Genomic DNA, 22,099 nt, shown 5'->3' with positions numbered 1-22,099 from the left:
TAGAATTCTCTACGAGATTTCAAACATTTTTTTTACTAATTATTTCTTAAAATTCTTTTCTAGGTCTGCTACAAAAGCTGGTTCTAGTATAATTTTGGTTTTATTTCTTTGTTCTTGTATGGTTTTGGACAAAATTTCTTCTGTAGCATCTGTTTTTAATTGCTGTTCTGCATCTTGTCTAGACATTTGCGAAGGAGGTAAAATTTCGTCTATGGCGATGATGAGTAATTTTTTATCCATTTTCACTTGGTGCACCCCTTTTTGATAAGGTACTTTATTGACTTTGAAAATATCTGCATTTTCAGACATTTCACCTTCTTCGAAATGAACTTGTATTTGTTGAGTTCCATCTAGCTTACCATAATATTCTTTTTTAAGACTTTCCCAGTTTTTAGGATTTGCCATTTTTTTGGCAATGTCTTTTTCTACAGAAAGGTCTGTAAGAATCGCTACTCTACCATCTGCTCTGCTTTCTAGAATGTATTTTTCTTTATTTTTTTGATAATAATCGTCTAAAACCTTTGGCTTTTTCAACTCATTTTCAATATAATAACTAAATATATAATCTGCCAAAAGGTTTTGCTTTAGTTTATTCATTTCAGATTTTATAGTAGGTAATTCAGAAAAATCTTTACTGTAGGCTACGAAAATATCATTATTTCTTTTTGATTCTACAAAATATTTCCATTGGTCTGCTGGCAATTGGTCTGCATTTTTAAAATTCTCTACCAATACTTTTTTGAAATTTTCAAAAGTAAAATTGGTTTTTCCGTATTGATATAAAATAGCTTTTGGATTTTTAAAATTTAGGAAATCTTGATATGATTTTTTTATTTTTTCAAAATCAGGAGTTTCTTTGTATTTAGATGATTTAGCAATTGCGTTCACCAATTTTTCATAAGCTACATCAGCATACTGCGAGCGCATCAATTCTTGCACTAGCATTTTATGATGTTTTTCAGAATCTTGATATGGGATGAGAGAATAAACGTTAAAAATATAATACTTATCTCCTAGCAATACAGGTTCTGTATACTCCCCTTCTTTTTTACCTTTGATGGCGGCATACACTTCATCAGGAAGAATAGGCGAGCCCATCACCACGCCAGCACTATTTTTTTCTGCGTCTGTAGAACCGTATAATTTGGCAACTTCTTCGAATTTTTTACCCGATTTTAAAGCCTCATATATTTGAGTTTTCATTTTATCTGCATCAGATTTCGGATAAGAAATTGTACCAAAAATAAGGTAACCAAGAGAAGGTCTTCTCTCTACCAACTTCGCAAAAGCAGCTATGGTAGGCGTATTGATTAATTTGGTATAATTGCCAGATTGTATCGACTGAAGTTCTTTTTCTAGTTCTATATCTACCGTTCCTGCTTTCACAAAAAAAGGTTCTGCTTTTAGTTTAGAATATTTTAAAATGGCATCTTCTATTTTCAAGGTTCCATTTTTCACCTCATCATATATTTTTTTATAATCAGTAGGGTCATTCTCTGTTTTTTGGACATAAAAAACTTGAATTTTATTCTCTACTAAATTAGCTGAAAGATATTCATTGAGAGCTGCTTGTAAAATAGGTTTCGGATAGAAACTTTCTTCTCTCAGTTGCTGGTCTTTTTCTGCCATTTTAGCTCTGAAATAGCTCAATGTATCTGCTTTTCTCTCTAAAGCGAAGTGCTGTAATAATTTGAAATCGGTGTAAGTTTTAATCGTACCCTGAACTCCTACAGTTTCTAATCCGTATTTGTTGTCTTCTTTGAATTTCTGAACAGAAATACTGTCTTTTCCTATGATTAAATATTGTGATTGGTAATTAAGAAATGCTAAAAAAAGAAGGAATGTTAATTTTATTTTCATCTAAATATGATGTATTTAATTTGATTTGTAACGGCTTTCCGATTTGAAAAACCAAAGTTCAAAACTATAAAAAATCCCTTTTAAAATATATCTAAAAGGGAGTTAAAGTTTTATTAAAGTTCTACCTCGAAAGTAGTTAAATCCTTAAATTGATTAATTCTTTCTTTTAATTCATCTTGGGTCACTTTTTCTAATCTTTGTGTCCCGAATTCTTCTACCGTAAAACTGGCCATGGCAGAACCTACGATGATGGCAGCTTTCATGTTTTCGAAAGAGATATTTTCTGATTTTGCAATATGAGAAGCAAAGCCACCTGCAAAGGTATCACCAGCACCAGTTGGGTCAAAAACTTCTTCTAGAGGCAATGCAGGAATGGCAAAAATTTTCCCATCATTAAAAAGCAAAGCACCGTGTTCACCTTTTTTGATGATAACATATTCTGGGCCCATGGTATGAATTTTCTGAGCAGCCTTTACCAGAGAATATTCCCCAGAAAGTTGACGAGCTTCTTCATCATTAATGGTAATAACGTCTGTTTTTGCGATAACTTCCATTAATAAATCCCAAGTATGATCCATCCAAAAATTCATGGTATCTAGAATGACTAATTTTGGTCTAGAACTCATCCTTTCCAAAACAGCCAATTGCACTGCAGGATGCAAGTTTCCTAGCAAAAGAACCTCAGCGTCTGCTACAGAAGCTGGTATTTTTGGGTCGAAGTTTTCTAAAACATTTAGTTCGGTAACCAATGTATCTCTAGAGTTCAAATCATTATGATATTTACCACTCCAAAAAAAGGTTTTACCATCTTTTATCATTTCCACTCCATCGATATTGATTCCCTTAGTGGTCATCATATCCAAATATTCTTGAGGAAAATCGCCCCCGATTACAGAAACCAAACCAACATCTGTTTTCATAACAGAAGCTGCTAAACCAATATAAGTAGCGGCACCGCCCAAAATCTTATCTGTTTTACCAAAAGGTGTTTCAATTGCATCAAATGCTACAGTTCCTACTGCAAGTAATTTCATATGTAGATATTTATTTTTTTATTTTTCAAACTCTAAAACTTTCCAAAACTAGTTTTTCCAGCGAAAAGTCTCTATCATTTTCATTAAATCTTGTTTTATGTAATTGACCGCGGGCGCTAGAGAATCTGGCTTTGGTCTGGTATTGAAGTACAAATTAGCTGTTACAAAATGCTTGGTGCTGTCGGTAACAAAAATCTGAATGTTAGAAGCGGTTTCGCCTTTTAGTTCGTACATATTGCCATAAACTCTATTCTGAGGATAGGAAAAAGTTTTGGTTTCTATGGCAGAAGCTTTTATGGTATGCTCATACACCATTTTTTCTACTTCTTTTACATGCAAGTCAAAATCATTATTTATTTTAAAATAAGTAATAAAAACATTGGCTTTCATTTTTGGATAAGTAAGATTGTACCAACATGCGTTTTTAGCATCGTGAATTTGTGCAAAATCAGAATACTCAAAGGTATAGGCACAATTGTTTTTGAATGCCTGATAATTTGGTGTAGGATATTCTAAACGCAATTCACCTTTGGGTTTCGGTTTTACATCATCACTACAAGCCACTGCCAAAAGCGCTAAAAGTGTAAAAGCTAGGTTCTTAAACATTTTGCAAAAATATGAATTTTATATGAAGAAAATTATCTGAGAGTGATTTTGTTTGAAGTGGTTTGATTTTGTTTGAATGTTTGATTTCGTTTGATATGTTTTGAATCGTTTATCATTTTCTCGCTTTACGATTCCTCAAATTCTTTTTTCAGAAAATTCTCTAACGGTTTTGGGAAAGACTTTAGGTGAGACTCTTCATAATTGGTGATTATAAAATGATTCTCTTCTGAAAACTTTTGAAACTCTTTTTTATTATCTAATACTACTTCAGAAATCACAATTTCTAAATTCTTATGAGTAAGTTTATGATGGATTGTTTTTTCGTGAGTAATCCATTTTTCGAAATGTGAAGGAATTTTTTCAGGAAAATCATACAATTTTTTCCAAATAAAAGAATCATCTCTTTGTTTAATGAGAAACTCTTCTCTATATCTTATATGATAATAGTGAAGTTTTAAATCTTGAGCTTTCACTTTTTTAGACTTTAGAGGGAAATCTTGAACATTTCCTATCCCAAAAGCCAGACAATTATCTCTAACAGGACACACTTCACAGTTTGGATTTTTAGGTTTGCAAACTTCAGAGCCGATATCCATTATAGCCTGATTGAAGTCACCTGGTCTTTCATCTGGCATAATTAATAATGCCAAATTATAGAAATATTGATATGCTTTAGAAGAAGAAATATCAAAATCATCAGCAAAAATTCTGCTCAGCACTCTATAGAAATTGCCGTCAATTGCAGGAATTTTCTCATCAAAACAGATACTTGCCACTGCTGCCGCAGTATATTTGCCTACTCCTTTTAATTTTAGAATCTCCTCAAAATGATTGGGAAAAATTCCATTAAAATCAGTCATTATTTGTTGAGCCGCAGTGTGTAGATTAATGGCTCTGGAATAATATCCTAGACCTTTCCAATAGAGTAAAACCTCATCTGTATGCGCGTAGGCTAGAGATTTCACCTCTGGAAACCGCTCTATAAAGTTGAGATAATGATTTTTACCTTGTTCTACTCTGGTCTGCTGAAGTACGATTTCGCAAATCCAGATATGATACGGATTTTTAGTGCTTCGCCAAGGTAATTCTCTAGCATTCAAATCGTACCATTTCATGATTTTTAAACCAATGTTTAGAAAATCAGTTTTTGTATTCGTTTTATTCAAAAAATATTTTTTATATTTGCACACCAAAATTATAAACAAAAAAGGAAATGACAAAGGCAGAATTGGTAAACACAATATCAAACAAACTAGGGATCGAAAAAAATGATACTCAAAAAGTTATCGAAGCATTTATGCAAGAAATCAGAACATCTATGTATAATGGTGATAATGTGTATCTAAGAGGTTTTGGATCTTTTATCATTAAAACTAGAGCAGCAAAAACAGGTAGAAACATTTCTAAAAACACTGCAATTGAAATCCCTGCTCACAACATTCCAGCTTTTAAACCATCTAAAACTTTCGTAGAGAAAGTAAAAACTAAAGTTGCTGTAAAATAATTAAAGAATATTAACTATTAAAAATTTCTAACTATGCCAAGCGGAAAGAAAAGAAAAAGACACAAGGTGGCTACCCACAAAAGAAAGAAAAGAAGAAGAGCAAACAGACATAAGAAAAAATAATTTTCTCTGTTGAAATACAATACAATATAGTTGGTGTTTTTATCTTGATAAATTTCACTAACTATATTTTTGTTTAGATTAGTTAACTTTAAAAAGAATAATTTTAGAAAAAATGAAGAAAGAACTTTTGATTTCCTATGAAGAGGATGCTTCTAAAATTGCCCTTATTGAAGAAGGTAGATTATTTGAGCTACACGAAATAGAACAGAAAACCGATTTTGTGGTAGGTGATATTTTCGTGGGAAAAATTAAAAAATTAGCTCCTAATCTTAATGCTGCTTTCGTAAACATCGGTTACGAAAAAGATGCTTTTTTGCATTATCAGGACCTAGGTCCGCAATATCTTACGTACAAAAAATTTCTGTACGACACTACGTCTAAAAAACAACAAACTTCTTCGTTAAAAAACTTCAGCATACAGCCAGAAATTCATAAAAATGGCACCATAGACAAAGTAATGTCTGCGGGTGACGAAGTTTTATTACAAATTACCAAAGAACCTATTTCTACTAAAGGTCCTAGAATCTCTACCCAGATTTCTCTTACTGGTAGATTCTTGGTATTAATTCCTTTTGACAATAAGGTTTCTATTTCTAAAAAAATTAAAACCACCGAAGAAAAAGCCAGGTTAAAGACTTTAATTGAAAGCATAAAACCAGAAGGCTTCGGGGTAATCATTAGAACAGTGGCAGAAGGTAAAAAGGTAGCAGAACTCCATAATGATATGAACCAATTGGTTGACAAATGGAATGTTTGCTTCAAAAATATCCAAAAAAATAAAGTACCTGCCAAAGCTCTAAGCGAAGAAGACAAAGCATCAGCCATTCTAAGAGACAATTTCAATCAGGATTTCGTTTCTATCATTTGTGATAATGAGCAAATGGTAAACGATATGAAAAACTATCTAGAAGTAATAGCTCCTGAAAGAAAAAACATTGTACAATTTTATGACTCTCACATTCCGCTTCTGGAATATTACAATGTAGAAAAACAGCTGAAACAATCCTTCGGGAAACACGTGAACATCCCAAGTTCTAAAGGTGCTTATCTGGTGATAGAACACACAGAAGCCCTACACGTGATAGACGTAAACTCTGGAAACAACATTTCCTCTGCCTCTAAAGAACACGCCCTAAACGTGAACAAAATGGCATCTACAGAAATTGCAAGACAACTTAGATTGAGAGATATGGGTGGCATTATCGTAGTAGATTTTATAGATATGCCCAATCCTGACCACAGGAAAGACCTCTACGAACATCTGCGCGAAGAGATGAAACGCGATAAAGCAAAGCACAAAATTCTTCCTCCTAGTAAATTTGGATTGATACAAATTACCAGACAACGTGTAAGACCCGAAAAACAAATAGACACCACCGAAGAAAACCCGAATAAAGACGGCGAAATCTTGGCCCCTATTTTTGTGGTAGAACGTATGGAAGAACACATAAAAGCATTACTGACCAAACACAAGGGCAAATTATACCTACACACGCATCCGTTTGTAGAAGCATACCTTACCAAAGGTCTTATGAGCCATCAAATGAAATGGTTTATGAAGTACAAAAAATGGGTTACCATAATCCCAAGAGATTCTTTTAAGTATTTAGAGTTTAAAATCTACAATGCTGATAGAGAAGAACTGATGAACTACTCTAATTAATTGAAAATGAAGAGTAGAAAATTGAAAAGTACAAAATCGTTGCAGTGATGCAACGATTTTTTTATTTACTTTAAGAACTGCAAATAAAATTTAACATAATAAAAGTTTTTATTAATTTAGTGTAAAATTAGTAAGACTATTAAGCTCTATTTTTCGGCTATCAATTTACAACTGATTTCTAATTAACTACAGATATTCTATGAAAACAAAATTATTCTTAGAAAAAAATTTCATCAATCAAAAAAAAGTAATTAAGGGCATTTTTTATGTATCTTTATGTCTATTGATTATAAGTTGTAAATCTCTTGGGCCCAATTCTATTAAATCTAACAGAGGAGCGTATATGGAAGCTCTATCACAAACTGATAAAGAAGAAATGCTGGCAAACATCATCAGATCAAAATACAATGACCCACCAGTATTTTTAAAAATAAAAACCATAAGTGCTAATCCTACTTTAGAATTCGGTACAGAAGACACTTCTTTCAATCTGAAAGATGCTGGCTATTCTGCCATTACCCCAAGATTAGTTTACAGAGAATCCCCAAACATTATATACTCACCATTGATGGGAACAGATTATTCAAAGCAATTATTGATGCCCATGGGAATTATCAATCTTTTCTTAATGTTAAACAATGGATTTGATTTAGAAGTTATCGCTGATTTGATGATTATCAATATCAATGGAAAAACCAACAGCAGAAACGCCAATGAAAGTTCTAGAAATGAATTTAAAATAATAGTTCGTTCACTTAACAATCTATATAAAAGAAGGCTCATAAATCTATCCACAACAAAAGAATCTTCCCCCGATATTGAGCCAAAAATATTAATAGACATCAGTAAAGAAGCCTTCGAAACCGAAGAATACAAACTTTTGATAAAAGAACTAGATTTGAAACCTAAAACAGAAACCTTTGAAATAAAAATTGGTTTTAATAACACCCAAAATGTATTTGGAGTGAACACCCGTTCTTTTTTGGCATTGATTAATTATTTATCAAACTATGTAGAAGTCCCAAAAGAGCACCAAGAAAGAGTCTGGAAAAGCAACATTTCACCAGAAAGTGGGTATTTACATATTTACAATAGCAAAACAGCCCCTAATGATGCTAATACCGCAGTCTATCTGTACAACAATTGGTTTTATATTAAAAATGAAGATATCAGTTCACAAAATGTTCTTTATCTCATCCAAATCTTATTTGACATTCAGGCTCATACAGGAAATAGCAATGATAAAATTCAATTTACACTTCCAATCAGATAATCGTATTAGCTTATATTTAATAAAAAAATAAAACAAACAAAAAGGATTGCGCCAAGTTTTTGGTCAATCAAACACACAACATTTAACACATCCTTAAAAAAATCTCTCCCAAAAAATCATTACTTTTGAGAGATGAAGATTTCAGCAGAAATATTATTGCAGCAATTGCAGGAAGCAGAATTAGGCGGTTTCGATGCGCAAAAAATCTATGCGCCACCTTATCGTTCGTTACTTTCAGATGAAGAAATATTGGCCAGAAATCCTAAATATGCTGCTGTAAACATTCTACTCTATCTCAAAAACGGAAAGTGGCACCTACCACTCATCCACAGAACACATAATGAAAATGATAGACATTCTGGGCAAATTTCGCTTCCTGGTGGTAAAAAAGATGACACAGACGAAGATTTCTCAGATACCGCTATTAGAGAAACTTGGGAAGAAATAGGCGTAGAAAAAACTGATATCAAAATTCTGAGAGAGCTTTCTCCTATTTACATTCCGCCAAGCAACTTTTTTGTTTATGCATTTTTATCGTATTTAGAAGAAACTCCGGTTTTTAAATTCCAAGAAACAGAAGTTCAAGAAATATTAGAAATTCCACTTTCAGTGATACAAAATATGCCCAATCCTCCAGAAATTATGGAACTCCCCAAAAGCAAAGGCTACCAAGTTCCTTATTTAGATTTCAATCAACATAAAATTTGGGGTGCCACCTCTATGATTTTAAGTGAGCTGAATCAATTGTTAAAAAATGTTTAACTTTGCAAACCGTTTCATCTTATTGTAAGAAAATGAAATGGAAAATTTCAATCATTTGTGTTTAATATAATTCGGCTTATAGCTGACTGAAAAATGGCGAAGAAAAGCATTTTTACGGATTCTTTTGGTAATATTTATTTTTTAAAAAGATTCATCATTTTTGTTTTAGGATTAATATCTTATAGAAGATTTAATGGCTTTAACAAATTAAAAATTACTGGAAGTGAAAACTTGGTTAATCTCCCGAAAACCAATGTACTTTTTGTATCTAACCACCAAACCTATTTTGCAGATGTAGCTGCTATGTACCACGTTTTTTGCGCGGTAAACAACGGCTACCTCAACACCATCAAAAACCCAGTTTACCTTCTCAATCCCAAAGTAGATTTCTACTACGTAGCTGCAGAAGAAACTATGAATAAAGGGATTTTGGCTAGAATTTTCAAATTAGCAGGTGCTGTTACCGTAAAAAGAACTTGGCGTGCAGAAGGCAAAAATGTAAATAGAAAAGTAGACCTAAAAGAGGTGGAAAACATTCTAAAAGCGCTAGATAATGGTTGGGTAATATCTTTTCCGCAAGGCACTACTTCTGCATTTGCGCAAGGTAGAAAAGGTACCGCAAAATTAATTCAACAGCAGCGCTCTATTGTAATTCCTATTAAAATAAATGGTTTCCGTAGAGCATTTGATAAAAAAGGTCTCAGGGTAAAAGTGACTGGTGTAGAACCAACTTTGTGTTTCAAACCCGCTCTAGATATAGATTATGATAATGAATCTGCGCAAGAGATTCTAGATAAAATCATGAATGCTATAGAGCAAACCCCAGAGCACAACGTATTACACGACTACGATAAAGAATACCAAGAAAGAAAAAAACAACAAGCAAAAGACGAAGAATCTCAATATTAATTTGAGATTTCAGATTTTTGATTTACGATTTTAGATTTCAATTAGTTTTATGCTAACCCAATTTTCGAATAAAAATGGCATTTAAAAATTTAGCAGATGCGCTATTAGAATTAGGAATTCAATATTCAAAAGATTCAGAAAACACAGAAAAGACCATTTCCGATGCTACGAAAAATAAAACCAGAGTGGTCATTTCTGGTGACCAAAAAAGAAGTGAAATTACGTCTCTGATTCTTCATGTTCTCAATTTTCATGATATTCAAACAGATATAATTTTCGGAGAAAATTTTGAAAACGCCAGTCTTAGTACAGAAAATGATTTTGTAATTATAGAAGCAAATCCCAACGAAAATTTACAGTATTTACATGCCAATATTGCTTTAATCACAGATATTACAAACGACGAAAATGAAGAAAACTATAGAAACTTCATCCGTAAAATAACTGCAGGTGGTGTTTTAGTTTTTAATGAAGAAAATAGCACCTTAAAAAATTTAGCAGACAACTCCGAAAATTACTTCAGAAAGTTCCCTTACCAAAGGCCTTCTACCACAATCAAAAACGAAAAAATCTACCTTGATACTGAATTGGGAGAAATTCCACTAAAACACACTGATTTAGAATTGGTCAATCATCTAGAAGGTGCTAGGTATATTTGCCAACAACTGGGCATTTTAGAAGAAAACTTTTTCGAGGCTCTACTTACATTATAAAAAATAGACTTTTCCGATTTCAGAAAAGTCTATTTTAAATTTTAGTTGATAAACTCTAGTGCTTTTTCTAGTGCTATTCCTCTAGATGCTTTTAGGAGAATGTTTTGGGAGTTAATTTTAGTTTCTTTTAGAAATGCAATTAAATCTTCTGTAGTTAAAAAAGAAGTAACACCAGCTTCAGCATTTTTAAAATGTGGGCCTACGGTAATAATTTCATCAAAATTTAAAGATTTTGCCAAATCTAAAATTTGTAGATGTTCGGTTGCACTTTCCTCTCCTAGCTCTAGCATATCACCAATGATAATGGTCTTAGAACCTTCAAAATGATTAAAATTCTCTAGAGAAACTTTCATAGAACTAGGGTTGGCATTATAAGTGTCTAGAACCAAAGTTATTTCTCCTTTTTTCACAATCTGAGACCTCATATTGGTTGGAGTGTAGTCTTCAATCGCTTTTTTAATTAAAGTGAATTCTACCCCGAAATACAACCCAAATGTTGCCGCAGCACAAAGGTTGGTAAAATTGTACTCTCCTGTCAGGTTAGAAACCGCCTCTATTTGATTATAAATAAGTCCTACACAATTATTTTCTACAATTTTTTCGAAATAAAATTCAGAATCTCTTCTTCCGAAAGGGATTACCAAATCATAACCGTCGGTTTTCTGAACTTGGATAGGGTCGTTTTCATTAACCACTATAAATTGGTCATTAGATTTTAAAAAATCATAGAGTTCAGATTTTCCTTTAATTACGCCTTCTACCCCACCAAATCCTTCTAAATGAGCCTTACCAAAATTGGTAATATACCCGAAATTAGGTCTAGCAATTTGGCTTAAAAATTCTATTTCTTTTTGATGGTTGGCCCCCATTTCTATCACTGCCATTTCATGTTCTGGCTTTATAGAAAGAAGTGTAAGTGGTACCCCAATGTGATTATTGAGATTCCCAAAAGTATATTGTACATTAAATTTTTGAGAAAGGACCGCGTGAATTAGTTCTTTAGTAGTTGTTTTTCCGTTGCTGCCTGTAAGTGCAATAATAGGGATATTAAGTTGTGCTCTGTGATATTTTGCTAATTCTTGCAAAAAAAACAATGTAGATTCTACGAAAAAGATGTTTTTGTTGCTATTTTCGTAGTTTTTATCCTCTACTATTACTGCTTTGGCCCCTTTGTTAATGGCATCTTCAGCTAAGGTAGCTGCATTAAAATTATCACCAGAAAAAGCGAAAAAGATATCGTTTTTTTCAATTTTTCGGCTGTCTATGGTTACTTTATTTGAGGTTAAATAAAGAGTATAAAAATCTGAAATATTCATGGGTCAAAAATAAAAAAATCCTTTCCAAAAAAGGAAAGGATTATAAAATATTTCTAAATTAATTTATCTTTTTGTTCTTTTGGTTCCATTGTTTTTAGCATCTTGTGCTACACGGAAGCCTACCCAACCGAAAGATTTTGATTCTTCGCGATATCTTCTTTGCCCTGGGTCTAACCAATAAGCTGTATCTAACCATGAGCCACCTTTGATAACTCTTACCGTATTAGACACTCTGGTAGTTCTAGATTTGTTATCTTTTTGTAAGATTACTCTTCCTTTATCATCTACTATAAATTGATTTCTAGGAGAATTATAAATACTGTAATCTGTAGCTGAACTATCAATTTCTTTTCCGTAACCTGCTTCTAAAGAAGACATAAAATCACCATCTCTGAAGTTTCTTTGGTCGGCCACTGTATTTTTTTCGTAAGTACCAGGCAATCCTTTATAAACTTCTCTTCCGTCTGCAAGTCTATCAAACTTCATGTCTTTAGGGTCTACTTTTTTATAAGTGCCGTCAGCATTTTTAACAGTTTGTTGTGGCATATTGCCTCTGTAATAGTTAAAATCACTAGCTTCATCATCTATGATTGGTCTGTAAACATCTGCAGTCCATTCTGCTACGTTACCAAACATACCATAAACGCCAAGGTCATTAGAAGGATATTGTCTAACATCTGCAGTGGTAGGTGAACCGTCATTCTTCCAACCGCCAACACCTGAGTAATCACCTCTACCTTGTTTAAAGTTCTCAAGGTACATTCCTTTTTGACTACCTTTTTTACCTCTTAGTTTTTCAATTTGAGGGTCTTTACCAAGAATAGCATTGTAATTTCTATTTTTTTGAACGCCCAAAGCTGCATATTCCCATTCTACTTCTGTAGGAAGACGGAACTTGGTCACTAAACCAGCTGTAGCATTTCTATTGGCAGCTTGTATTCTAGCATTAGAAGTTCTGATACCAGATTTTTGTTGCATTCTCTGCTTATTAAGGTAGCTTTCCATTTCTGGATCGTTAGCTTTATACTTATCTAAGTTAAAAGAATTAGGGCCTTGATTATTGGCATCATTGGTATAAAAATCTTTATTGATCAACCCTTGATTCATTAATTCTCTTTCATTGGCTCTGTCTGTCAACCAATCACAATATCTAGAAGCTTGTTGCCAAGAAACCCCAACTACCGGATAATAGTCAAACTCTGGTGAGCGGAAATAAGTTTCGGCATAATCATTTCTAGAGAGTTTGTTATTCCAAACTAGTGTATCAGGCAATGCACCATTGTAGATATTTTTATAGCTTGGGTCTGATGGAGGAAATACAAATTTCAACCAAGTTACATATTCTCTATATTCATAGTTGGTAATTTCGGTTTCACCAATAAAGAATGAACTTACTTGCATTCTTCTAGGAGTATTGTTCCAGTCATGCATTACATCATCCTTTACCAATCCCATAGTAAAAGTACCACCTTCTACATAGACCATACCTGGCCAACCTTTTGGTTTTTGTTTTTTACCTGTAAAGAACCAACCTTTTTGGTCATTTGGTTTCCAACCGGTCTTACTGGTAAATTTTTTGGTACCACCGCCACTCTTTACATGACCGCCACCACCACCGCAACTTGTAAGTACAAGTGCCGCGCCTAGTGAAAGCAATGAAATAAACTTTAGTTTTTTCATAATTAATCTAGATAATTTCAAGCTACAAAGAAAAATAATTTATTTTACCTAACAAAATTCTACTATTAAGTTTTTATGATTTTCTTAACGTTCTATAATAAATTTTATTGTTTGATATGAAAATTTTATTTTTTTCGTTTATTTTGTAGCTCAATACAAATTATGAAGACATTTAGATTTTTTCTTTTATTTTTATTCTGTTTCGGTAGTGTATATTCACAAAAGGTAACTCTAGAGTGGGATAACAGCAAGGAATTTGATTACGGTAGTTATAAAAAGAACTTGCCTTTTTTTAAAAATGGCAACTATTCTGTAATTAGCGGAAGTCCGTTTTTCACCTTTACACAAAAGGATAAAGAATTTTTATCATTAGAAATTAAAAATTTAGTTTGGGAAAAAATTAACTCAAAAGAGCTTTTTGAACTCAATTCAGATTTTATTCCACAAAGAGAAGTCTCAGAAATTAATACTTCTAATCAACCAATAGACGGTTTTTTCCTCAGCAATGTGGTAGTTTCTGCCTTCAAAAAAGACAATAAAGGGGTTTATAAATTAATTTCTTTCGATATTGTAAAAAAGAGCAGCACATCTAAGAGAAATTCTTTTGGCAGCAGAACTACGATGGGAGATACCGAAAACCCATTGAAATCTGGTACTTTTTATAAAATTAAAGTAGATAAGTCGGGAGTTTTTAGGATTACCACAAAATTCCTTAGAGATAATGGCATTAATCCTTCTAGTATTAATCCTAAAAATTTTAGAATCTACGGAAATGGCGGAATAATGTTGCCTGAATTTAATCAAGACCCTAGATACTCTGCACTACAAGAAAATGCAATACAAGTAGTAGGCGAAGATGACGGAAAATGGGATGATGCTGATTATGCTCTTTTCTATGCTCAAGGTCCGCATGGATACAATCTATTTGACAATAGTAACGGAAATGGAAACAAAAGACAAGAAACTAGAATTTCTCATATTAGTCAAAACTACGTGAATGTATATGAAGACTATTCATATTACTTTATCAATTTTGATAAAGGACCAGGAAAAAGAGTTCAAAGTTCTGACATCGATCTTCCGTCAGATAATTCTAATATTTTTACTAGTTATGATGACTATCAATTCTTAAATGAAGAAAAAATTAATTTCTTAAATATTGGAAGACTTTGGGTAGGCGAACCTTTTAACTCAGCAAAATCTGTTAGTTTTACTACCAACACTCCTATTTTAGCAAGTGATAACATCAAATTAAAAACTTCGCTGTATGTACAAAATGCCAACAATGACAAAATACAAATTAATCTTAATGGGCAAGAAATAGGAAATTATACCGTATCAAACACTGTAGATAATAAAATTAGAGAAATTTCTTTGCAAACCGATGTGCAAAATATTAGCGGAAGCACTTTAAAGTTTGATTTCAATCCTACGGGTACTAATCCTCTGGTATCATATAATTTAGATTATGTAGAATTACAATATAAACAAGACTTAAAATTCAATAATTCACAGATGAATTTTAGAGTTTTTGATATTTATGAAGGTACAGGTGACAACTACGGTTTCACTTTAAACAATATCTCTGAGCTAGAGCAAATATGGGATGTTTCTGATATCACCAATGCTAAAAAAGTAACTAATAAATCTAGTGGCTCAGAATTTAGTTTTGGATATTTGGCAGATAGTTTTGTGTTCAATAATGAATTTGTAGCGTTCAAAGCAAGTGCGGCATATGAGCCTAATTTTGTAGAAAAAACTGAAAATCAAGATTTATCTTCACTTCAAAATATTGATTATCTAATTCTTACCACCAAAGATTTTTCTAGCCAAGCCGAGAGAATTGCGAACTACTACCGAACAGCCAAAAATTACAAAGCAGAAGTGGTAGATGTAAGAAAAATTTATAATGAATTTAGTTCTGGTGGACAAGATTTAACCGCACTCAGAGATTTTGCAAGAAAACTAAACACGCCTTCTGGAAGCCTCAAATATATTTTAATTTTAGGAGACACTTCTTTTGATTTTAGAAATAAAACCACCAATAATAAAAATTTAATCCCAAGCTATGAAAGTGATTACAGCGAAAACTTCGAAACGTCTTTTGTAACAGATGATTACATAGCAATGACCGCTCCACAGAATAGCTCTTATATTTACGCGTTATTTCCAGATGTTCCCATTGGTAGATTGCCCGCTCAAAATATACAAGAGGCCAAATTATTGGTAGATAAAACCCTTTCTTATTACAATGCAATCCCAGGGCAAGCATCACCTTTTGGAGATTGGAGAATGAAGATGAATTTTGTGGTAGATGACGACGCTGATAGTAGAGTTGATGCAAGTAGTAACCCATATATGAGAGGAGCTTTTCATGACGTGATGAATCTTGTAATTGCCAATAACTTCGAAGGAAATACCAATAAACCTGAATACAACATAAAAAAACTGTATTTAGACTCATTCCCTGCACAAAGCACTGCTGGTGGACAAAGATATCCACAGGTAAACCAAGGAATTACTAATGCTATGAGTAATAGCCTCTACTTATCATACTTCGGGCATGGTGGCATTAACGGATGGTCACAAGAGAGAGTACTTACTTTACAAGAAATCAACTCATTTAATAATTTTAATAACGCCTACAGTAGATTCCCTTTTGTAACCACTATTACTTGTGAATTTACTTTGTGGGACGATCATAATACCACATCTGCTGGTGAACAATTGTTAAAATTACCACAAGGCGGTGCAAATGCTATGATTACTTCTAGTAGAGCAATTGCCACAGTTTACGGAAGGCTCTTCTCTAACACCTTTACCTCTAATTTTTTTAAATTAAATAGTAATAATGATTTTTCTACAATTGGAGATGCATTTTTAGCTGCAAAGAGAGAATACGGAACAGACTCTAATCACCTGAAAGTAAACCTATTGGGCGACCCTGCTCTTAAATTGAGCAGGCCTAAAAACCTAGTAATTATTGACAATATAGAGTCTCCTGTTACTGGGCAACTAAGAGCATTAGATTTTATTAAAATCACAGGGCATATTAATAACAGCGGAGGAACGGTTGACAATACCTTTAATGGAAAAGTGGTAATCAATATTTTTGACAAAAGATTAAACAAAAAAACCTTAAATAATGACGGTGGATTAACCCCAATTTTAAATTACTCAGAAGAAGGAAGCCCTATTGTAAAATCATCTGGAACAGTTACCAATGGAACATTTACTATAGAGTTTTACATGCCAAAAGACATCAATTACACCTTAGGAGACGGAAGAATATTAATTTATGCAGATAATAATGTATTTGATGTATTTAATAATAAAACTCAAAAAATTGGAGATATCAACCCTACAGGAATTAATGATAACGAAGCACCAAAAGTACAATTATACCTAAATAACACCAATTTTGTAGATGGAGGAATCACCAATACAAACCCAAATCTATTGGCATGTGTAACAGATAATACAGGAATTAACTCTACAGGGTCTGGTATTGGTCACGACATTACGGTAATCTTAGATGGTGAAGTGGTAAACACCACTGTTCTGAATGATTTTTATGCTCCTGGAAGTGGAAATGGATGTATTAACTCATCATTTTTAGACTATCAAAAAGGGTCTGTACTATATCCTTTTCAAAATTTGACACCAGGCGAACATCAATTAACATTTAAAGTTTGGGACATTAATAATAATTCTACAACTCAAACGTTAAACTTTATAGTAAAAGATCCAAATACAGAAAATTTAGTAATAAAAAAATTATTAAATTGGCCCAATCCTTTTACCAACAAAACATTTGTACAGTTCGAGCATAACTGTGATGACATTTTAGATGTTAATGTTCAGATTTTTACCATTACAGGAAAATTAGTAAGAACAATAAGTACAACGGTAACCTCTGACCCTTTTTTAGAAGGCTACAGAACCAATAGAACAGCAATTGAATGGGATGGAAATGATGACTTTGGGTCTCCAGTAGGAAAAGGAACTTACATCTACAAAGTTTTGGTAAGAAGCCAAAACCAAGAAAAATGCAAAGGAACTGCTTCATTAGTAGAAAAATTAGTCATCTTAAAATAAAAAGAAATAAAAACAAAACATGAATATAACTAAAAAAATTGCCCTAGGACTAGGATTAGGATTAGGAATTTTAAACTACGCTCAAGATTTATCAAATATAAGGCCTGTACTTACTGGTGCACCTTTTCTCAGAATCTCCCCAGACGCCAGAGCTGGAGGTATGGGAGACCAAGGGGTAGCCACTTCGGCAGATGCTTTTTCTCAATTTTGGAACGCTTCTAAATATCCATTTAGTTTAAATACCTCTTCGGTGGCTGTAAACTACACCCCTTACATGAGCAAGTTAACCAATGATGTATTTCTTTTATATGGAGCTTTTAATACCGCTTTAGGCGAAGAAGGCCGTTCTTCTCTTGGGGTAAGTCTTTACTATTTCAATATGGGTTCGGTAGATCTTACTAAATTGGTAGGAACCGAAGTAGTTTCTGAAGGAACAGCGAAACCCAATGAATTTTCATTAGATGTTTCTTATGCTCTAAAACTTTCTGACACCTATTCTATGGCGGTAACAGGTAGATTTATAAGGTCAGATTTATCTGGCGGATTCAATACAGACAGTTCACTGAAACCAGCCAATTCATTTGCTGTAGACGTTTCAGGATTTTTACAAACTTATAAACATCAAAGTTTTGGGGATTATGAAGGCAGGGTAAGAGCAGGTTGGGCTATCCAAAATTTAGGACCTAGACTAGATTATACAGGTGACGAAGAATCTCGTTCATATCTCCCAACTTCTCTTAGAGTAGGTGCAGGATATGATTTATTTTTAGATGATGCTAATAAAGTGGGAGTAACTGCAGAAGTTTCAAAACTATTGGTTCCTGGACCAGAAATTACAGGTTATGACACAAACAACAACCCTATTTACGATGTACCAAATGTGGGAGTAATCTCGGGAATTGGCAAGTCTTTTAAAAACGAAAAAAGCTTAATGTATAGTGGCTCATTAGAGTATTCTTATGACAATACTTTTGCTATCAGAAGTGGGTATTTTTTTGAAAGTCCAGAACAAGGAGGCCGCCAATTTGCTACTGTAGGGCTAGGTCTTAAATACCAATCTTTTGGCTTAGATTTATCCTACTTAATCAACACCTCAAAAGTTAATTCTGCTTTAGACAATACTCTTAGATTTGGTCTTACATGGAATATTGGAGAAGAATCTTACAACAATGATGATTATTAAAAATAATTCTATATATTTGATAGACAATTAAATCAATCTACACAATGGGAAAATTTGTAATCAAAAACACCGCTACAGGAGTTAAATTTGACTTAAAAGCTAGTAATGGACAAGTAATTTTAACCAGTGAGGTATATACCACCAAAGCTGCTTGCCAAAACGGTATAGATTCTGTAAAGAAAAATGCACCAGATGATTCTAAATACGAAAGAAAAGAATCTACCAATGGTAAACCAATGTTTAATTTAAAAGCTACTAATGGTCAAATCATAGGAACTAGTGAATTATACGAATCTGTAGCAGCTAGAGAAAATGGCATAGAATCTGTAAAGAAAAATGCACCTGAAGCTGAAATAGTAGAAGAATAATTTTCAAAAAAACAAAAAACAGAAACCACCGAAATTTTTCGGTGGTTTTTTATTTAAATGCTTATGCATAACTTTGCAAAATGAATTATACCTCAGAACTTAAGAAATTTGTAACCAGTCAATATATTTATTCTGGTGTAAGAATTGCTCTAGCAGTAGTAATACCAAGTATTATACTAGCCTATTTAGGGGTACTTAAACAATATTTCTTATTTCCACTAGGTACTATTTTCTTGGCACTAACAGATATGCCAGGCCCATTTCACAGAAGAAGAAATTCTCTTATCCTTGCTCTCTTTTTCTATTTTTTCGTAGCCTTAATTGCGGGATTACTCAAAGACTTCCCTATCCTCATTTTTCTAGAAATCATCATTTTCGGGCTGTTCTTTACCATGCTGGGCATTTACGGAAAACGTCTAGATATTGTAGGTTCTCTCACATTAGTGGTGTTTGCCATTTTTATTGATGGGGCACCCGGCTTCCATTCGGCCATCTGGAATGCAGGAATATTTACGCTAGGAGCCACTTGGTTTTTCATCGTTTTTTTACTTGTTACTGTTTTGAAACCTTACAAATTAGCAGAACAGATGATTGGTGAAAACTATATAGAACTCGGTAAATATCTCCGAATAAAATCTAAATTTTACCTCAAAAATCCAGATTTTGAAGGAATTTATAAAGAAATCTTCGGGCTTGAAGTGAGAATTAAGGAACACCAAGAAGCCACAAGAGAAGTAGTTTTCAAAACCAGACAAATGGTAAAAGAATCTACCTCTACTAGTAGACTTTTGATGCAGTTATTCCTTAATAGTTTTGACCTTCATGAGATGCTCATTCTCTCTACCAATGATTACAGAAAACTACAAAAATCATTCGGTGACAAAGAAATTCTAGAAAAAATAAATATTTATCTAAACAAACTCTCTAATGAACTTATAAACATAGGTATATCTATACAAGGAGGCATGAAGGCCGCGCCTATCATTAACATTAGTGATGAACTTCACCAGCTTCATGAAGACTATTTTGAACTCAGAAACAAAGAAATGAATGCAGAAACTTTAGAAAATTTTATGATTCTAAGACAAATATTCTTGAGAATAACAGAAATTTCTGAAGAATTACAAACTATTTATAAAATAAAAGCTCAAGACATAAAACTTGTAAAAAGTCTTTCATCTGGTTTAGATTTAGAAAAATTTGTCACCAAAGAAGAAAAGCTTAATTACAAAGTTTTTATTAATAATTTCTCATTAAAATCTAACCATTTCAGACATGCCATTAGAATTACTCTGGCTATGCTAATTGGGTATACCATTTCTAAGTTTTCGTTTCTAGAAATTCATAAAGTTTATTGGATTCTCATTACCATTTTGGCTATTATGAGACCAGCATACAGCATTACCAAACGCAGAAATATTCTCAGAATTTACGGCACTGTAGCTGGTGCTATCGTAGGTTTTTTAATTGTTAATTACATCTCTAATCCTCTTGTCTTATTGATTATATTTTTAGTTTGTCTCATGCTTACTTTTAGTCTTTTGAAAGACAAGTATGCTTGGGCTGTTTTTTTTATGACCATCTATATTTTCCTGATTTTTGATTTTCTGAAACCTGGCAATTTTCAAGATATTTTCTTCGAAAGACTTTATGATACTTTCTTGGCAGCGATTATTGTTTTTTTAGTTTCTTATTTGGTTTTACCTGTTTGGGAACATCAAAAAAATAAAACTTTAATTCTTAATTATTTAAAAGCCAACCAAGAATATTTCAACAAAGTGATAGATATTCTAAATTCAGAAAATGTAGAAATTCAAGAATACAAAATGAGTCGAAAAAACGCCATTATCTCTTTGGCCAATCTTTCTGATAATTTCCAAAAAATGCTTTCTGACCCCAAAGACCAACAAAAAAATTTAGAAAACATACATCTTTTTGTAACGACTTCACATCTATTTACAGCCTATGTAGCATCGCTTTCTCAGTACGCTCAGAAAAGAGAAAACTATTCAGAAATTGACCTTCAGGGCTGGAAACAAAAAATTAATCATGAAGTAAATCTTGCTACATCTATTTTAGAAATAGAACAAAACAATCAATTGACACTAGAATCTAAATCGATTGTAACACATGATACTGTAGATGAGCTTTTAGAAAAAAGAAAAAAAGAAATCAAAGAAGAAGAGTTTTTAGACAGAAGAGACCCGAAAGCAATAAGCCATCTTACCGAACTAAAAAACATAAAAGAACTGCTAGAATTAATCTACAATGAAGCTAGAGAACAGAGAAAAATTGCTAAAAAACTAGTTTAAACATCATTTAAATCTCTGGTTTCTTCTACTATTGCAAAGTAAAAATCTTCAACTTTAGTTACTTTAGCGGTAAATTCATGATTAAAAAAATCATCAAAAACCCTGCATTTCACTTCTCCTATATTATTGACATCAAAAGGATAAACTTCATAATAATCCTTTAGAGACCAATATTTAGAAAGGTGTACTTTGTAGAGACTTTCCTTAATCACCCAAATGATGGTAATAAGTTCCACCTCGTTTTCTTGGCCTTCTGTCCATGCTATTTCATTAGGATGTAGAAACTTTTTCTTGATTCTTAGAATCTTATCACTTACTTTTTCTAAATCTATCCCTACTCTATTTTTAGAAATTGCTAGAGCTGCAAAAGGAAAAGAATGAGTTATAGAAATCTGAGCTGCAGGAGGCCAAAGATAGGGCTCCCCAGCTGTTTTATAAAGAATTTTTCGGTCTGGAAGCACCATTTTCAGCAATTTCCTTACCATTAAGTGCTCAATTAACTTTTTAGGATGATAATCTTTAGCTTTTTCCAGATTTTCAGGTTCTATCAATTCCTCAGCATCGAAATGGTCTTCTTCGCTATACTTCCAATAAAGAATGGTTGCATTTTTATCAGAATAATCCTTGTAAAATGGCATACAAATAATTTATGATAAAATTACTAATAATTTTTTATTTTAAAAGCTTAGAATAAG

17 protein-coding genes are annotated in these 22,099 nt (G+C 32.8%); 10 read left to right on the top strand and 7 right to left on the bottom strand.

From position 1 onward, the window contains the following. Positions 1 to 39 precede the first annotated feature (39 nt). The 4 genes from IEW40_RS09620 to mutY all read right to left on the bottom strand — a co-directional run bounded on the left by IEW40_RS09620 (position 40) and on the right by mutY (position 4,615). Positions 40 to 1,860 carry a peptidylprolyl isomerase gene (locus IEW40_RS09620; RefSeq protein WP_188617886.1) on the bottom strand — a complete coding sequence of 607 codons (1,821 nt, stop codon included), beginning with the start codon at positions 1,858 to 1,860 and terminating at the stop codon, positions 40 to 42. A gap of 113 nt (positions 1,861 to 1,973) precedes the next feature. After that, positions 1,974 to 2,894: a PfkB family carbohydrate kinase gene (locus tag IEW40_RS09615; protein WP_188617885.1), complete on the bottom strand. Its 921-nt coding sequence runs from the start codon at positions 2,892 to 2,894 to the stop codon at positions 1,974 to 1,976. A 48-nt stretch (positions 2,895 to 2,942) separates the two neighbouring features. Further along, positions 2,943 to 3,500: a gliding motility lipoprotein GldD gene (gene gldD / locus IEW40_RS09610; RefSeq protein ID WP_188617884.1), complete on the bottom strand. Its 558-nt coding sequence runs from the start codon at positions 3,498 to 3,500 to the stop codon at positions 2,943 to 2,945. A 125-nt stretch (positions 3,501 to 3,625) separates the two neighbouring features. After that, positions 3,626 to 4,615: an A/G-specific adenine glycosylase gene (gene mutY, locus IEW40_RS09605; protein ID WP_188617883.1), complete on the bottom strand. Its 990-nt coding sequence runs from the start codon at positions 4,613 to 4,615 to the stop codon at positions 3,626 to 3,628. A gap of 98 nt (positions 4,616 to 4,713) precedes the next feature. On the opposite strand from mutY, the gene IEW40_RS09600 reads away from it, so the two are divergent. The 6 genes from IEW40_RS09600 to IEW40_RS09575 all read left to right on the top strand — a co-directional run bounded on the left by IEW40_RS09600 (position 4,714) and on the right by IEW40_RS09575 (position 10,447). Next, on the top strand, positions 4,714 to 5,004 hold the full coding sequence (locus IEW40_RS09600; RefSeq protein WP_188617882.1) for an HU family DNA-binding protein: 291 nt from the start codon (positions 4,714 to 4,716) through the stop codon (positions 5,002 to 5,004). A gap of 235 nt (positions 5,005 to 5,239) precedes the next feature. After that, positions 5,240 to 6,790 carry an Rne/Rng family ribonuclease gene (locus tag IEW40_RS09595; protein ID WP_188617881.1) on the top strand — a complete coding sequence of 517 codons (1,551 nt, stop codon included), beginning with the start codon at positions 5,240 to 5,242 and terminating at the stop codon, positions 6,788 to 6,790. 199 nt (positions 6,791 to 6,989) lie between these two features. Further along, positions 6,990 to 8,063: a hypothetical protein gene (locus tag IEW40_RS09590; RefSeq protein ID WP_188617880.1), complete on the top strand. Its 1,074-nt coding sequence runs from the start codon at positions 6,990 to 6,992 to the stop codon at positions 8,061 to 8,063. A 132-nt stretch (positions 8,064 to 8,195) separates the two neighbouring features. Continuing rightward, positions 8,196 to 8,825, top strand: coding sequence for an NUDIX hydrolase (locus IEW40_RS09585; protein ID WP_188617879.1), 630 nt, complete (start codon positions 8,196 to 8,198; stop codon positions 8,823 to 8,825). A 93-nt stretch (positions 8,826 to 8,918) separates the two neighbouring features. Beyond that, complete coding sequence (locus IEW40_RS09580) at positions 8,919 to 9,734, top strand: lysophospholipid acyltransferase family protein (protein ID WP_188617878.1); 816 nt, start codon at positions 8,919 to 8,921, stop codon at positions 9,732 to 9,734. 74 nt (positions 9,735 to 9,808) lie between these two features. Then, entirely contained in the window at positions 9,809 to 10,447 is a 639-nt protein-coding gene (locus IEW40_RS09575) for a Mur ligase domain-containing protein (protein WP_188617877.1), read from the top strand. 41 nt (positions 10,448 to 10,488) lie between these two features. Here IEW40_RS09575 and IEW40_RS09570 read toward each other — a convergent pair whose 3' ends face one another. After that, entirely contained in the window at positions 10,489 to 11,763 is a 1,275-nt protein-coding gene (locus IEW40_RS09570) for a UDP-N-acetylmuramoyl-tripeptide--D-alanyl-D-alanine ligase (protein ID WP_188617876.1), read from the bottom strand. A 63-nt stretch (positions 11,764 to 11,826) separates the two neighbouring features. Then, on the bottom strand, positions 11,827 to 13,443 hold the full coding sequence (gene gldJ, locus IEW40_RS09565) for a gliding motility lipoprotein GldJ (protein ID WP_188617875.1): 1,617 nt from the start codon (positions 13,441 to 13,443) through the stop codon (positions 11,827 to 11,829). Positions 13,444 to 13,605: 162 nt separating this feature from the next. Here gldJ and porU point away from each other — a divergent pair, with 162 nt between their 5' ends. The 4 genes from porU to IEW40_RS09545 all read left to right on the top strand — a co-directional run bounded on the left by porU (position 13,606) and on the right by IEW40_RS09545 (position 21,404). Further along, positions 13,606 to 17,541 carry a type IX secretion system sortase PorU gene (porU, locus tag IEW40_RS09560; RefSeq protein WP_188617874.1) on the top strand — a complete coding sequence of 1,312 codons (3,936 nt, stop codon included), beginning with the start codon at positions 13,606 to 13,608 and terminating at the stop codon, positions 17,539 to 17,541. Between the two features lie 19 nt (positions 17,542 to 17,560). Beyond that, positions 17,561 to 18,724: a type IX secretion system outer membrane channel protein PorV gene (porV, locus tag IEW40_RS09555; RefSeq protein ID WP_188617873.1), complete on the top strand. Its 1,164-nt coding sequence runs from the start codon at positions 17,561 to 17,563 to the stop codon at positions 18,722 to 18,724. 44 nt (positions 18,725 to 18,768) lie between these two features. After that, entirely contained in the window at positions 18,769 to 19,092 is a 324-nt protein-coding gene (locus tag IEW40_RS09550; protein WP_188617872.1) for a YegP family protein, read from the top strand. Positions 19,093 to 19,172: 80 nt separating this feature from the next. After that, on the top strand, positions 19,173 to 21,404 hold the full coding sequence (locus tag IEW40_RS09545; protein ID WP_188617871.1) for an FUSC family protein: 2,232 nt from the start codon (positions 19,173 to 19,175) through the stop codon (positions 21,402 to 21,404). Here IEW40_RS09545 and IEW40_RS09540 read toward each other — a convergent pair. After that, the gene (locus tag IEW40_RS09540) at positions 21,401 to 22,042 is read right to left on the bottom strand and encodes a 4'-phosphopantetheinyl transferase family protein (RefSeq protein ID WP_188617870.1); all 642 of its coding nucleotides are present in this window, start codon (positions 22,040 to 22,042) and stop codon (positions 21,401 to 21,403) included. The genes IEW40_RS09545 and IEW40_RS09540 overlap by 4 nt on opposite strands. Positions 22,043 to 22,099 lie beyond the last annotated feature (57 nt).

This window comes from Cloacibacterium rupense (genome assembly GCF_014645495.1).
In the GTDB taxonomy this organism is placed as follows: domain Bacteria; phylum Bacteroidota; class Bacteroidia; order Flavobacteriales; family Weeksellaceae; genus Cloacibacterium; species Cloacibacterium rupense.
This window is presented reverse-complemented; position numbering and strand designations above follow the sequence as displayed.